We start from the raw sequence: 12,649 nt of genomic DNA on the forward strand, positions 1-12,649 counted from the left end.
GTGCTGGAGGCGGTGTCGCACAGGTGGTGCGACGTGGAGTGAAGTGTTTCGATGTGCCTTTTCGGCGGGTCGGCGGGAGGGCACTCAGCGTCCACATAGGAGGGCCGGTTCCGGCGACGCGCGAGCCGCCGGAACCGGTCGGATCAACGCGGCGGGTACACGCAGAAGTCGTTGCCGTCGGGGTCGGCGAGGACCACGTGCTCGACGTCGCCCTGGCCGATGTCGAGCGACTTCGCGCCGAGCGAGATGAGACGGTCGACCTCGGCCCGCAGGTCGCCGCCCGGGGGCGTGACGAGGTCGAAGTGGAGGCGGTTCTTGCCTTCCCGCTCGTCCATCGGGGGCCCGCCCCAGGTGATCTTCGGGCCGCCGTGCGGGGACTGGATCGCGGTCTCCTCGTCCTGGTCCCACACCAGCGGCCAGTCGAGGGCCTTGCTCCAGAAGTAGCCGACGGCCTGGGAGCCGTCGGAGGAGACGGCGCCGATGAACGGGCAGCCGGCGAGGAAGTTGTTGCCCGGTTCGAGCACACAGAATTCGTTGCCCTCGGGGTCGGCCATGACCACGTGGTCCACGTCGCCCTGGCCGATGTCGAGGTGGCTTCCGCCGAGTTCGAGCACCTTGGCGACCGTCGCCGCCTGATGCTCCGGCGACTGGCTGGTCATGTCGAAGTGCGCCTGGTTGGAACCGATCTTCTCCCGCCGGCCACCGGGCAGATACCGCAGGCGGAACCCGGTGTCGTCATCGGGCAGGAGGACGATCCCGTCGCGCGGGTCGTCGACCAGCTCGAAGCCCAGGACTCCGCTCCAGAAGCGCGCGAGGGCGCGCGGATCGTGGGCGTCGACGCTGAGGGCGTAGAGCTGAGTGGTCATTTCCGTTCTCCGATCTGACGCATGTCCGCCGGCTGACACCCGAACGGCCCATGTGAACCGGACGTTAGGCCAGGTGAGGACGGCGCCGCAAGTGGATTAGCGGAGACGAGGCCGGTCTCGGAGCCGGACCGGAAGGCGCTATAGTCGAACTCTGCTATCAGGAGTCGACTATGCCAAAACGGAGCACCGAGAACCCGCTGGCCCTCCCCCTCATGGGCCTGCTGATGGAACGCCCGATGCACCCCTACGAGATGGCCGCGGTCCTGCGCGAACGCGGCAAGGACGCCACCGTGCGCGTCAACCGCGGCTCTCTCTACGACGTCGTCCGAACCATCGAAGCCGAAGGCTGGATCCGGGCGACGGCCACCGAGCGCGAGGGCGGCCGGCCCACCCGCACCGTCTACGAGCTCACCCCCGAGGGCCGGGCCGAATTCACCGCCCGCCTCGACCGCCAGATCAGCCTGCCCCACCGCGAGTACCCGCGCTTCCTCACCGCCGTCGCCTACATCGGCGCACTCGGCCCCGAGGGCGCCCTGGCCGCCCTCCGCGAACGCCGAGAACGCCTCGACGCCATCATCACCGCCGAGCGGCGCACTCTCGACGAGGTGCTGGCCGCCGGCACCGTCCCGCGGCTCTACGTCATCGAGGCCGAGTTCGCCCTCCACATGCTCGACGGCGAACGCGCCTGGATCACCGCCGTCGCCGAGGAGATCCGCGACGGGACCCTGGCCTGGCCGGCCGACCCCACAGGAAGCGAGAGCACATGATCTTCGGCATCTATCCCGGCGGAGCCCTCGGCGACGATCAGGGCCGTGTCCTCACGGGCTCCCCCGACGACCCCTCCGCCGTCGCCGAGGCTCTCGACGAGCTCGGCGTCGGCCTCGTCCGCGGCTATCTCACCTACACCGGCGAGGGCACCGGCCCTTCCACACCCGAGCGGTTCGAGCTGTACGTCGCGCCCGGCCGCCGCCTCGACCTGGTCCTCCAGTACCAGTCCCCCACCGGAGACGTCGCCGGCTACACCGACTTCGTCCGCGAGGAGGTCCGCAGGCTCGGCCCGTCCATCGCCACCCTCCAGATCACCGAGGAGGCCAACGTCACCGGCAACCCCACTCTCGACGGCCACTACCCCCGCGTGAACGAGGCGCTCGTCGCCGGCGTGCAAGCCGCGAAGGACGAAGCCCGCGTACAAGGGCTCACGGAACTGCGCGTCGGCTTCAACACCACCGTGCTGTTCGGGCCCTCGGCCGGGTTCGTCGCTGGACTGACCGCCCTGGGCGGACCGGACTTCGTCGACGCGCTCGACTACGTCGGTCTCGACTTCTTCCCCGACGTGTTCCGGCCAGTGCCGGCCGCCGAACTCGGGGCCACCGTTCGCGGGCTGCTCTCCTACCACCGCGAGCAGATCCTCGGCGCCGCCGGGATCGGCGCGGACGTGCCGCTGCACATCACCGAGAACGGCTGGCCGACCGGCCCGGACCGCACTCCCGAGCGCCAGGCCGAGGTCCTCGCGACCACCCTGGAAGCGGTCCTGCACCAGGCCGGGCGACTCAACCTCGGCGCCTACACGCACTTCTCCCTGCGCGACGCCGACAGCGCCGGGCCCGGCCTGTTCCACCGCTTCGGGCTCATGACCGACGACTACACGCCCAAGAAGGCCTTCGGCGTGTACCGGGACCTGATCGCCGCCGCCTGAGCCGCCGACGAGACGAGCCCCGGTCCCCACAAGGGGACCGGGGCTCGTCGCCGAGAACTCCGCCGTTACTTGCCGGCGGTGATCTCCTCGCGCTTCTCGCCGCCCTCGACCTCGCCGCCATCGGCGGTGGGCGGGACCGGCGGCTGCTCGATCGGCCGGAAGAAGCCCTTCAGCGTCGGCGCCAGGGCACCGAGGCGGTTCATCTTCTTCGGGACGGTCCAGCCGTTGTACTCGAGGTGGGTGTGGCCGTGCTCGTCGGGCTGCGCCAGCGGCTGGTGCACCTCGTAGAAGCGGCCGTCGGCGTCACGCTTGATGATGCCCGTCTCGACACCGTGCGCCAGCACCTCGCGGTCGTGCTGCTGGAGGCCCAGGCAGATCCGGTAGGCCATCAGGTACGCGATCGGCGGGACGACCAGCAGGCCGATGCGGCCGGCCCAGGTCATCGCGTTCAGGCTGATGTCGAACTTGTCGGCGATGACGTCGTTGGCGCCCGAGAGCGTGCAGATGACGAAGAACGCCAGGGCCATCGCGCCGACACCGGTGCGCGCCGGAACGTCACGCGGACGCTGGAGCAGGTTGTGGTGCCCCTTGTCCTTGGTGAACCGGCGCTCCAGGAACGGGTACATCAGCGGCAGCATGGTGAACAGGCCCATGCCCACGATGCCGGGCCAGAACACCGCCGGGATCGTGAACCCGAAGGCGGTGATCTCCCACGCCGGGAACAGACGCACGATCCCGTCGAGGAACATCACGTAGAAGTCGGGCTGCGAACCCGCCGACACGACCTCGGCCTTGTACGGGCCGAACAGCCAGATCGGGTTGATCTGGAACAGGCCCGCCATCAGCGCGATCACCGCGAAGACGAGCATGAAGAACCCGCCCTGCTTCGACACGTAGTTCGGGAACATGCGGTACCCGACCACGTTGTGCTCGGTGCGCCTCGGCCCCGGCCACTGCGTGTGCTTCTGGATGAACACCAGACCGACGTGGATGCCGATCAGCGCCAGCAGGATGCCCGGCAGCAGGAACACGTGCAGGATGTAGAACATCGGGATCACCGAGTCGCCCGGGAACTCCCCGCCGAACAGGGCGAAGGAGACCCAGGAACCGACCAGCGGGATCGACTCGGCGATACCGCCGGCGATCCGCAGACCCGTACCCGACAAGGCGTCGTCGGGAAGCGAGTAGCCGATGAAGCCCTCGGCGAAGCCGAGCCAGAACAGCAGCACGCCGATGAGCCAGTTCGTCTCACGCGGCTTGCGGAACGCGCCGGTGAAGAAGGTGCGGCCCATGTGGACGATGATCGCGGCCATGAACAGCAGCGCCGCCCAGTGGTGCATCTGCCGCAGGATCAGGCCGCCGCGGACGTCGAAGGACAGGGTCAGGCTCGACTCGTAGGCCTTCGACATCTCGATGCCGCGCAGCGGCGCGTACGAACCCTCGTAGTGCACCTCGGTCATCGACGGGTCGAAGAACAGCGCGAGGAACGTGCCCGTGAGCAGCAGCACGATGAACGAGAACAGCGCGATCTCGCCCAGCAGGAAGGACCAGTGGTCGGGGAAGACCTTGGTCAGGACCTTGCGCAGCGGGCTCGCCAGCTGGAACCTGTCGTCGAGCTCTCCGGCCGCCTTCGCGGGGAGCTGCTTGACGTCGAGTTTGCGACGCTTCACTTCTTCTCACGCTCCCAGAAGGCCGGGCCGATCGCGACCTTGTAGTCCGACACCGCGTAGAAGTATCCCTCTTCGTCGACGTCGATCGGAAGCTGCGGCAGGGCGCGGGTCGCCGGGCCGAAGATCGGCATGGCGTTGTCGGTGATGTGGAACTGCGACTGGTGGCACGGGCAGAGCAGCCGGTTGGTCTGCTGCTCGTAGAGGCTGGCCGGGCAGCCGACGTGCGTGCAGATCTTCGAGTACGCGATGAAGTTCTGCCACTGCGAGCCGCGGTTCATCTCGTAGGCGTTCGCGCGCGCCTCGGCGCCGTCGGGCTCACGCAGGTGGATCAGCAGCGTCGGGGAGTCGGCGTGCTTGAGCGTCGCGCCTCCCGGGATCGCCGGGAAGACCGTGATCTGACCGCCGACGCTGACGTCCTCGGGACGCACCAGGGTGCCGTCCTCGCGCATGAGGCGCACCGGCTTGCCGCCGTTGAACTTCTCGGCGTCGAAGCCGGTGGTGAACAGCGCGTCACCAGGGTCCTTGATCAGACCGCCGATCGGCATGAGCGCGGCCAGACCCAGCGGAGCCGCGCCGAACAGCAGCGCGCGCTTGAGCATGGGACGGCGGGCGATGCCGGTCTCGTCGCCGATGTTGGCCAGGGTCGCGCCGGTGAGCCTGCGCTCGACCGGGTCGGAGGCGCCGTCGTGGCGCTCCTGGACCAGCTCCTCCACCGGGAAGAGCTTCTTCGACCAGGTCAGGATGCCGATGCCGATGCCGCCCAGCGCGATGCCGAGGAGCGCGCCGAGGACGGGCGTGTACCACTTCGACCAGGTGTCGGCGCCGCCGAACTCGTACTCCCACGGCCACCAGATGTAGGCGACGATGAAGCCGAGCGCGGCCAGGCCGGACAGCACGAAGAAGAAGGAGATCGTCCGGACGATCCGCTTCTCCTCCTTGGTCCCCGGGACCGGGAAGCGCGGCTCGTAATGGAGGATCTCGATGCCGTCGCGGCGCAGAGCCTCCTTGACGAGCTCGAAACGGGCTGCGTTCGGGTCGAGGACGTCGAAGGGCTCCGCCTTCTCGCCGTGCTCCCCGCTCGCCGGTAGTTCGGTGCTCATGACTTCCCTGCAATCCAGAGCGTGGCGATCGCCAGCGCCACAATTCCCACGAGGAAGATCGCCAGGCCCTCGGTCGACGGCCCGAAGGCCCCGAGGTCCCAGCCACCCTGCGCCTGGTCGTCCTGGATGTACTTGATGTAGGCGATCAGGTCGCGCTTCTGGTCAGGGGTGAGCTGGTTGTCGGCGAAGACCGGCATGTTCTGCGGGCCCGACAGCATCGCCTGGTAGATCTCCACCGACGAGGCCGGGTAGAGACTCGGCGCGTACTTGCCGGAGGACAGGGCTCCGCCGCCCGTCGAGAAGGCGTGGCAGCTGGAGCAGTTCACGCGGAACAGCGTGCCGCCGGTGGCGATGTCGGCGCCCTCGAGGTTTTCGAGGTCGACCGATTCGGGCACCTCGGGACCGCCGCCGATCGCCTGGATGTAGGCGCCGAGGAAGGCGGCCTCCTCCGGCGTGAACATCGGGGGCTTGCGCTCGGCCTGGGCCTCCTGGCGCACCATCGGCATGCGGCCGGTGTTCACCTGGAACTCGACGGCGGCCGAACCCACGCCGATCAGGCTGGGACCGCGGTCGTCGACGCCCTGGGCGTTGGCGCCGTGACAGCTGATGCAGCTCTGGTCGAAAAGCTCTTTGCCCTTCTGCGCGTCGAGCGTCAGGGCGGCGTCGGTGGGCTCGTCGGCGTAGATGCCGGGCGAGAAAGCCGTGTAGGTGGCGCCGACGAAGGCGAGGGCGGCGATGAAGCGCGCCACCTTGCCGAGCCGACGGAACCGCCCGCGTTGACGGCTTCGAGGTCTGCTCTCTGCAGCCACGGTCATCCTCACTTATTTCAGGAAGTAGATCATGCCGAACAGTGCGATCCAGACGATGTCGACGAAGTGCCAGTAGTAGGACACAACGATCGCGGAGGTCGCCTGGGCAGGCGTGAAGCGCCCCATGGTCGTACGGATCATGTAGAAGATGAACGCGATCAGACCGCCGGTCACGTGAAGTCCGTGGAAGCCGGTCGTCAGGTAGAACATCGTGCTGTATCCGTCGAGGTCGAGCGGCATGCCCTCGTGAACGAGGTTGCGGTACTCGTTGACCTGTCCGAGCACGAAGACCAGGCCCATCACGAAGGTGATCGCGAACCAACGGCGCACACCGTAGACGTCGCCCTTCTCCGCGGCGAACACCCCCATCTGGCAGGTGACCGAGGAGGCCACCAGGATGATGGTGAACGTGAGCGCGTAGGGCACGTTCAGGTTCGCCGCGTGATGCTCCCACAACTCGGGCACGTGCGCCCGGATGGAGAAGTACGCGGCGAACAGCGCCGCGAAGAACATCAGTTCGCTGGATAGCCAAACGATCGTGCCGACACTGACCATGTTGGGACGGGTCAGCGAATGGATCCGGCTCTTGTCGATGGTGGCTTGGGCCGCTGTCACGCGGTCATTATTACCGTTGATCGTCGACGAGTTGTAGAGGGGTGCGTAATCCGCGCGTGTCTCATGTAGTCGACGCGCGCTGAGCAGCCACAACGATCGGTGCGTCGCGACGCGGTAACTCGACGGCGCCCATCCCCGGTGGGTCCCGGGCGGCCGTCCGGCGGCGAGTACGATCCGCAGTGTGCCCCACCGGCGCACGGACCCCGTCACCCGTCGGGTCCGCCAAGAGCTACCGCGGAGTCAGCATGAGCACCGAGTACACCGTCCTTCTGTACAGCCACAACACGGCGGTGCGAAAGGCCATGCGCTCGGCCATCGGCGACAACCCGGCCGCCGACGTCCACATTGAGTACGTCGAGTCGTCCGACTACGCCGAGACCGTCCGGCTCATCGACGACTATGAGGTCGATCTCATGCTCCTCGACGGTGAGGCGCAGCCCGCCGGCGGGCTGGGCGTGGCGCGCCAGCTGCGCGATGAGCTCGACGAGCCGCCCACCTCCTGCGTCGTGCTGGCCCGCGCCGCCGACGAGTGGCTGGGCGCCTGGTCGCGCGCCGACGCGACCCTCACGCACCCGCTCGACCCGGTGACCACCGCCGAGTCGGTCGTCGCCCTGCTCAAGAAGCGCCGTTCCCCCGCCAACACCTGATAGACCCGGAGGCCCATCATGGGCGCGCGTACCTGGCCGCACCTCCTGTCCACCGTGCTGTCCGGCACGCGCCTGTCCGCCGAGGACACCGCCTGGGCGATGGGCGAGATCATGGCCGGTGAGGCCACTCCCGTGCAGGTCGCGGGCTTCGCCGTGGCGCTGCGGGCCAAGGGCGTGACGCCAGAGGAGGTCGGGGGTCTCGTCGAGGCGATGGTCGCGCACGCGGTGCAGCTTCCCGGCGAGCTGCCGGTGGCCGCCGACATCGTCGGCACCGGCGGAGACCAGGCCCACACCGTCAACATCTCCACCATGGCCGCGCTCGTGGTCGCCGGCGGCGGCGTGCCCGTCGTCAAACACGGCAACCGCGCGGCCTCCTCGAAGTGCGGCTCGGCCGACCTGATCGAGGCGCTGGGCGTTCCCCTGGACCTGTCCCCCGAGGCCGTCGTGCGCTGCGTCCGCGAGGCCGGGATCGGCTTCTGCTTCGCCCCGCGCTTCCACTCCGGGATGCGGCACGCCGCGGTGACCCGCCGCGAGCTGGGCATCCCCACCTTCTTCAACTTCCTCGGCCCGCTGACCAACCCGGCGCGGCCGAAGATCGGCGCGATCGGCTGCGCCGACGAGACCATGGCCCCGGTGATGGCCGGCGTGATCGCCCGTCGCGGGGGCACCGCCCTGGTGCTGCGCGGAGTCGACGGCCTCGACGAGTTCACCACCACCTCGCCGACGCAGGTCTGGCTCGCCCACCGCGGCGAGGTCACCTTCAGCGTCCTCGACGCCGTCGACCTCGGCCTGGCCCGGGTCGAGCCGGCGGCGCTGCGCGGAGACGACGCGGCCTTCAACATGAAGGTCACCCGCGATCTGCTGGCCGGCCGGACCGGACCGGTCCGCGACGCCGTCCTCGTCAACGCCGCCGCCGCCTTCGCCGCGCAGGAGGGACTCCAGTCCGCCGACGACGAGTGGGCCGCCGACCTGCCCGGCGCGCTGCGGCGCGGCCTGGATCGCGCGGCTCAGGCCGTCGACTCCGGTGACGCGAGGCGCACCCTCGCCCGCTGGGTCGAGGTGGCGGCCGCCTGAGCCGCGGCGGGCGCTGCGTAAGGTATGCCGTCATGGTGAATCGTCGTCGGGCCGGGCTCTTGCGCGGCACCGTCTACCGCGTCTTCTACCGGTTGCCGCGGCGCATGCAGCGCTTCCTGGCGAGGCGGATCTCTCCCAAGTACATTCTGGGCGCGGTCGTGCTGCTGCACGACCTGGAAGGCGAGCGGCTGCTCCTGCTGCGCCAGCCTCCCGGCCACGGCTGGGGCCTGCCCGCCGGGCTCATCAACCGCGGTGAACGCCCCCAGGTCGCGGCCGTTCGCGAGCTCGCCGAGGAGACCGGCGTGCGGCTGGAGGGCGGCACGCAGCTGGTCCCGGCGGAGCCGAGCGCGGTCGTGCACACCAGCGGCCGCTGGGTAGACGTCGTGTTCACCGCCCGCGTGGATCCCGACGAGGTCGAGGTCAGCGTCGACGGCGCCGAGGTCCTCGACGCGCAGTGGCACGAGCTGTCGGCTCTCCCGCCGCTGACCCCGGCCAGCGCGAAGCTGCTGTCGCACTATGGGATCGGGCCCTACACCGAGAGCCTCGGGGAACCGGTCCATGACTAGCGTGCCCGAGCGGCTGTGCGCCGTCGTCCTCGCCGCGGGCGAGGGGCGGCGGTTGCGGCCGGTCACGCTGACCACCCCCAAGCCGCTGCTGCCGGTCGGCGGTGTCTCGCTGCTCGACCGCACGCTCGCCCGTGTCGCCGGCGTGGGTCTGGCCGGGCCGGAGCTGGTCGCGGTCAACGCCTGCCACCTGGCGGAACAGATCGTGGCGGCCGTGGACGGCCGCGCGCGCCTTTCGGTGGAGGAACCTCCCCCGCTGGGGACTTCCGGCGGGGTCGCCGCGATCAAGGACTGGATCGACGGCCGCGACGTGCTGGTGTGCAACTCCGACGCCTACCTCGACGGCGGTGTCGAGCCTTACCGCCGCCTGCTCGACGGGTGGGACCGGCGGGAGGTGCGGCTGCTGGGAGTCGTGGCGCCCGAGGAACCGCACCTGTTCAGCGGTCTCGCCTTCGCCGGCGCGTCCCTGCTGCCGTGGGCGCGGGTGAAGGACCTGGAGGCCGTGCCGGGCGAACTGGTGCACACCGTGTGGCGCCCGGCCGAACGGGACGGCGAGCTGCGGCCCGTCGCCCATGATGGAGTGTTCATCGACTGCGGTACCCCGCAGCGGCTGGCCGCCGCCGACCGGCACGCGGCCACGATCGAAGGAGCGAAGCTGTGATCACCGCCATTGTCCTCATCGACTGCGCCACCGACGCCATTCCCGAGGTCGCCCAGAAGCTCGCCGAGCTGCCGGGCGTCAGCGAGGTCTACTCCACCGCCGGGCACGTCGACCTGATCGCGATGGTGCGGGTCCGCGAGTTCGAGCAGATCGCCGAGGTCATCGCCGGCGGCATCAGCAAGGTCGAGGGCGTCGCCGACACCGACACCCACATCGCGTTTCGCGCCTACTCCAAGCACGACCTGGAGGAGACCTTCGCGATCGGCTTCGACGCGGAGTGACGCTGCGGCCGGTCAGGTCCGCTGACCGGCCGTGGCGTGCCCCTCCTACAGGGAGTTCCCGCAGATCTTCCAGTCGCCCGCCTCGGTGACGAGCTTCACGGTGTCCTCGCCGGCCTCACCGAGGCCCTTGAGCTCGACCGTGACGGTAGCGGTGTCCCCGCGGACGCTCTCCCCGGTGATCTCCCACTCCAGCTCGGCGACCAGGCCGGCCAGCGCGGCCTGCGCGTCGGCGTCCTGCTCACCCGCACCGACGCGCTCGGCCTCGCACAGGTAGCCGCGGGCCTCGGCGATGTCGGCGTCCTTGAGGGCCCCGAAGTAGTCGTCGACCACGTCCGAGGGCCCGTTGGCGTCCAGCACGAACACCACGAGCAGCGCGATGGCCACGAGGATGGCCACGGCACCCGCTCCAAGCCCTATCAGCAGCCCCTTACGGCTCCGCTGGGGCTCGGGTGCGTACTCGGGCACCGTCTCGGTCTCGGCGCCCGGTACGGCCTCGTCCGGCTGGTCGCTCACGTGGTTCCCTCCCGTTGTCGGCCGGCCCGTCGCAGCGGTCCGGCCCATGGTCTAACTACCGCTGCTGCAGACCTTCCAGTCGCCGTCGATCTTCTCCAGCGTGAAGGTCTCGGTCCCGGCCAGGAACTCCGAGGAGCTGGTGATCTTGACGACGACCGATGCGCTGTCGCCCACCTCGGACTCGCTGAGGACCTCCCACTCCATGTCGGCGACCGCGGCCTCCCACTCCGCCCGGTCGGCGGGGTCGGAGAACGCCGTGGGGTCGAGGTAGGTGTCGCTGTCGAGGGAGCAGACGAGGTTGTTGGCCTCCTCGAAGTCGGCGGCCTTGGCGGCTTCGAGGTACTCCTCGACGACGCCGCCGGGACCTCCGCCGCTGAGGGCGACGATCAGCACGACCAGCAGGATGACGACCAGGAGGGCACCGCCGCCGATGGCGGCGAACAGGCCGACCTTCGACTTCTGCGGGGCCGTCGGCGCTGCGTACATGGGCTGCTGGGGAACCTGGAAGTGCTGGGTGGGCGGCTGCTGGGCGTAGGGGTCCCCGCCGGGCTGACCGTAGGGCGCGCCGGAGGTGTGGCCATAGGCGCCGGGCTGCTGCGGAGGAGGGTACTGCCCCGGCTGCGCGTACGGGTCCTGCGCGGGCTGCGCGTAGGGATCGGGCGCGGGCTGGGCGTACGGGTCGGGCGCGGGCTGCCCCTGGCCGTACGGGTCGGGCTGGGCAGCGGGCTGCTGCGCCGGGTCGTATGGCTGGCCCGGCTGAGGGGGGTAGGTCACCTGGGTCCTTCCGAATGGTCGAGGAGATCGAGTCGAGCAATCCCGACGGCGGATCCTAGCCCTTCAAAGCTACGTGGCCGCCAGCGCGACGATGCCTCCCAACACGATCAGCGCACCGGCGATTCTCCGCACGGCCTGCGACTCGCCCAGCAGAAGCCAGCCGAACAGCGCGCCGACCACGATGGACAACTCCCGCGACGGCGCCACGACGGTGACCGGCGCGTACTTGAACGCGAAGAGGACCAGCAGGTAGGCGAGGGGTTCGAGGATCCCGACAACGAACACCGGCTTGCGGTGCTCGCGCCAGACCTTCTTCAGCTCGCCGACCCTCGGCAGCGCGTAGGGGGCCAGCGCGACCGTCCGGACGAACCCGGTCCCCCACTGCATCACCAGCGGGATGATGGCCAGTTCGCTGACCGCGTAGCTGTCCCAGACGGTGTAGGCGGCGATCATCACACCGCTGCCGACGCCGTAGAGGACGCCCGTCATGGCGCCCATCCGCTCGCCGCTGGAGCTGCCGAGACCGATGACCAGGATCCCGCAGACCACCACGCCGGTGCCGAGCAGCGCTATGACGCTGGGGCGCTCACCGAGGAACACCACCGCGACGATGACCGAGAGCAGGGGCCCGGTCCCACGCGCGAGCGGGTACACCACGGAGAGGTCCCCTTTGGCGTACCCGCGTTGCAGGAACAGGATGTAGCTGAGATGTAAAAGTCCGCTGACACCGACACCGAGCAGGAGCTTGAGGCTCCAGTCGGGTTTGACCGCGAGCGCGACGCCCGCCACGACCGGGAAGTAGAGAACGGTCGAGGCGGCGCACGCCAACCAGACGAAGACAGGGCCTCCCGTGGAGGCTCGCTTCGCGTACAGATTCCAACTGGCGTGCGCGATAGCTGCGCACACGACCAGCCCGATAGCGAGGGGGGACATCGGGGTGGAAGGGTCCGCTGGCTATTCGGGACCGAGACGGCGGGTACCGGTGTAGTACTCGAACAGCAGCCCGCCGACGGTGACCAGGACGGCGATGAGGCCGACCGCGATCAGCCACGGGTACCAGAACACCACGCCGACTCCGGCGATGGTGCAGGTGGCCGCGATGCCGAAGGGCCAGTAGCTGCCGGGGCTGAAGAAGCCGACCTCGCCGGCGCCTTCGGCCATCTCCCCGTCCTCGCGGTCTTCGGGGCGCGGGTCGATGCGGCGCGCGACGAAGGAGAAGTAGAGACCGCACATGGCGATGAGGCAGGCCGACAGGACCAGCGCGACGGTGCCGACCCATTCGATCTTCCCGTCGACGGCCTTGGCCCACCAGACGTAGCCGCCGGCGAAGACGAGGAGGGTCACCCAGATGACGTGGAAAATTTTCGCTTCGGTTTTCAT

16 protein-coding genes are annotated in these 12,649 nt (G+C 69.5%); 7 read left to right on the forward strand and 9 right to left on the reverse strand.

What is annotated here, in order from left to right; all coding sequences use genetic code 11:
- Window positions 1-143: 143 nt before the first annotated feature.
- Complete coding sequence (locus tag AB0I28_RS37220) at window positions 144-866, reverse strand: VOC family protein (protein WP_357500738.1); 723 nt, start codon at window positions 864-866, stop codon at window positions 144-146.
- A 170-nt stretch (window positions 867-1,036) separates the two neighbouring features.
- Here AB0I28_RS37220 and AB0I28_RS37225 point away from each other — a divergent pair, with 170 nt between their 5' ends.
- Both AB0I28_RS37225 and AB0I28_RS37230 read left to right on the forward strand, forming a co-directional pair.
- A complete protein-coding gene (locus AB0I28_RS37225) occupies window positions 1,037-1,633 on the forward strand; it encodes a PadR family transcriptional regulator (protein ID WP_357500740.1) in 597 nt (198 codons plus the stop codon).
- Window positions 1,630-2,562 carry a hypothetical protein gene (locus AB0I28_RS37230; RefSeq protein WP_357500742.1) on the forward strand — a complete coding sequence of 311 codons (933 nt, stop codon included), beginning with the start codon at window positions 1,630-1,632 and terminating at the stop codon, window positions 2,560-2,562. Before AB0I28_RS37225 ends, AB0I28_RS37230 begins: the two co-directional genes overlap by 4 nt.
- A 65-nt stretch (window positions 2,563-2,627) precedes the next feature.
- On the opposite strand, the gene AB0I28_RS37235 is transcribed toward AB0I28_RS37230, so the two are convergent.
- Genes AB0I28_RS37235 through AB0I28_RS37250 form a run of 4 tightly spaced genes read right to left on the reverse strand, consistent with a single transcriptional unit; the run spans window position 2,628 to window position 6,756 of the window.
- The gene (locus AB0I28_RS37235) at window positions 2,628-4,232 is read right to left on the reverse strand and encodes a cytochrome bc complex cytochrome b subunit (protein ID WP_357500744.1); all 1,605 of its coding nucleotides are present in this window, start codon (window positions 4,230-4,232) and stop codon (window positions 2,628-2,630) included.
- The gene (locus AB0I28_RS37240) at window positions 4,229-5,332 is read right to left on the reverse strand and encodes a Rieske 2Fe-2S domain-containing protein (protein WP_357500746.1); all 1,104 of its coding nucleotides are present in this window, start codon (window positions 5,330-5,332) and stop codon (window positions 4,229-4,231) included. Before AB0I28_RS37240 ends, AB0I28_RS37235 begins: the two co-directional genes overlap by 4 nt.
- On the reverse strand, window positions 5,329-6,147 hold the full coding sequence (locus AB0I28_RS37245; protein WP_357500748.1) for a cytochrome c: 819 nt from the start codon (window positions 6,145-6,147) through the stop codon (window positions 5,329-5,331). Before AB0I28_RS37245 ends, AB0I28_RS37240 begins: the two co-directional genes overlap by 4 nt.
- Before the next feature lie 6 nt (window positions 6,148-6,153).
- Window positions 6,154-6,756, reverse strand: coding sequence for a heme-copper oxidase subunit III (locus AB0I28_RS37250; RefSeq protein WP_357500750.1), 603 nt, complete (start codon window positions 6,754-6,756; stop codon window positions 6,154-6,156).
- Window positions 6,757-7,001: 245 nt separating this feature from the next.
- Here AB0I28_RS37250 and AB0I28_RS37255 point away from each other — a divergent pair, with 245 nt between their 5' ends.
- Genes AB0I28_RS37255 through AB0I28_RS37275 form a run of 5 tightly spaced genes read left to right on the forward strand, consistent with a single transcriptional unit; the run spans window position 7,002 to window position 9,982 of the window.
- Window positions 7,002-7,403 (forward strand): hypothetical protein, encoded by a 402-nt coding sequence (locus tag AB0I28_RS37255; protein ID WP_357500751.1) that lies wholly within the window; start codon window positions 7,002-7,004, stop codon window positions 7,401-7,403.
- 18 nt (window positions 7,404-7,421) lie between these two features.
- The gene (gene trpD / locus AB0I28_RS37260; RefSeq protein WP_357500753.1) at window positions 7,422-8,477 is read left to right on the forward strand and encodes an anthranilate phosphoribosyltransferase; all 1,056 of its coding nucleotides are present in this window, start codon (window positions 7,422-7,424) and stop codon (window positions 8,475-8,477) included.
- Between the two features lie 32 nt (window positions 8,478-8,509).
- The gene (locus AB0I28_RS37265) at window positions 8,510-9,043 is read left to right on the forward strand and encodes an NUDIX domain-containing protein (protein ID WP_357500754.1); all 534 of its coding nucleotides are present in this window, start codon (window positions 8,510-8,512) and stop codon (window positions 9,041-9,043) included.
- Window positions 9,036-9,701, forward strand: coding sequence for an NTP transferase domain-containing protein (locus tag AB0I28_RS37270; RefSeq protein WP_357500756.1), 666 nt, complete (start codon window positions 9,036-9,038; stop codon window positions 9,699-9,701). Before AB0I28_RS37265 ends, AB0I28_RS37270 begins: the two co-directional genes overlap by 8 nt.
- Window positions 9,698-9,982, forward strand: a complete 285-nt coding sequence (locus AB0I28_RS37275) for an Lrp/AsnC ligand binding domain-containing protein (RefSeq protein ID WP_184787666.1) — start codon at window positions 9,698-9,700, stop codon at window positions 9,980-9,982. The genes AB0I28_RS37270 and AB0I28_RS37275 overlap by 4 nt, the downstream gene beginning before the upstream one ends.
- Before the next feature lie 45 nt (window positions 9,983-10,027).
- Here AB0I28_RS37275 and AB0I28_RS37280 read toward each other — a convergent pair whose 3' ends face one another.
- From AB0I28_RS37280 to AB0I28_RS37295, 4 genes are all read right to left on the reverse strand, one after another.
- A complete protein-coding gene (locus tag AB0I28_RS37280) occupies window positions 10,028-10,495 on the reverse strand; it encodes a hypothetical protein (protein ID WP_357500759.1) in 468 nt (155 codons plus the stop codon).
- A gap of 51 nt (window positions 10,496-10,546) precedes the next feature.
- Window positions 10,547-11,269 carry a hypothetical protein gene (locus AB0I28_RS37285; RefSeq protein ID WP_357500761.1) on the reverse strand — a complete coding sequence of 241 codons (723 nt, stop codon included), beginning with the start codon at window positions 11,267-11,269 and terminating at the stop codon, window positions 10,547-10,549.
- A 69-nt stretch (window positions 11,270-11,338) separates the two neighbouring features.
- Window positions 11,339-12,202 (reverse strand): DMT family transporter, encoded by an 864-nt coding sequence (locus AB0I28_RS37290; RefSeq protein WP_357500764.1) that lies wholly within the window; start codon window positions 12,200-12,202, stop codon window positions 11,339-11,341.
- A 21-nt stretch (window positions 12,203-12,223) separates the two neighbouring features.
- Window positions 12,224-12,649, reverse strand: a complete 426-nt coding sequence (locus AB0I28_RS37295) for a cytochrome c oxidase subunit 4 (protein WP_357500767.1) — start codon at window positions 12,647-12,649, stop codon at window positions 12,224-12,226.

It is taken from the genome of Phytomonospora sp. NPDC050363, from assembly GCF_040655735.1.
Taxonomy (GTDB): Bacteria; Actinomycetota; Actinomycetes; order Mycobacteriales; family Micromonosporaceae; genus Phytomonospora.

What these genes read in the sequence shown, in the direction of transcription:
- AB0I28_RS37265 (WP_357500754.1), top strand. Translation starts at nt 8,510, where the DNA reads ATGGTGAATCGTCGTCGGGCCGGGCTCTTGCGCGGCACCGTCTACCGC.
- AB0I28_RS37255 (WP_357500751.1), top strand. Translation starts at nt 7,002, where the DNA reads ATGAGCACCGAGTACACCGTCCTTCTGTACAGCCACAACACGGCGGTG.
- AB0I28_RS37290 (WP_357500764.1), bottom strand. Translation starts at nt 12,202, where the DNA reads ATGTCCCCCCTCGCTATCGGGCTGGTCGTGTGCGCAGCTATCGCGCAC.
- AB0I28_RS37230 (WP_357500742.1), top strand. Translation starts at nt 1,630, where the DNA reads ATGATCTTCGGCATCTATCCCGGCGGAGCCCTCGGCGACGATCAGGGC.
- trpD (WP_357500753.1), top strand. Translation starts at nt 7,422, where the DNA reads ATGGGCGCGCGTACCTGGCCGCACCTCCTGTCCACCGTGCTGTCCGGC.
- AB0I28_RS37295 (WP_357500767.1), bottom strand. Translation starts at nt 12,649, where the DNA reads ATGAAAACCGAAGCGAAAATTTTCCACGTCATCTGGGTGACCCTCCTC.
- AB0I28_RS37270 (WP_357500756.1), top strand. Translation starts at nt 9,036, where the DNA reads ATGACTAGCGTGCCCGAGCGGCTGTGCGCCGTCGTCCTCGCCGCGGGC.
- AB0I28_RS37220 (WP_357500738.1), bottom strand. Translation starts at nt 866, where the DNA reads ATGACCACTCAGCTCTACGCCCTCAGCGTCGACGCCCACGATCCGCGC.
- AB0I28_RS37225 (WP_357500740.1), top strand. Translation starts at nt 1,037, where the DNA reads ATGCCAAAACGGAGCACCGAGAACCCGCTGGCCCTCCCCCTCATGGGC.
- AB0I28_RS37240 (WP_357500746.1), bottom strand. Translation starts at nt 5,332, where the DNA reads ATGAGCACCGAACTACCGGCGAGCGGGGAGCACGGCGAGAAGGCGGAG.
- AB0I28_RS37245 (WP_357500748.1), bottom strand. Translation starts at nt 6,147, where the DNA reads ATGACCGTGGCTGCAGAGAGCAGACCTCGAAGCCGTCAACGCGGGCGG.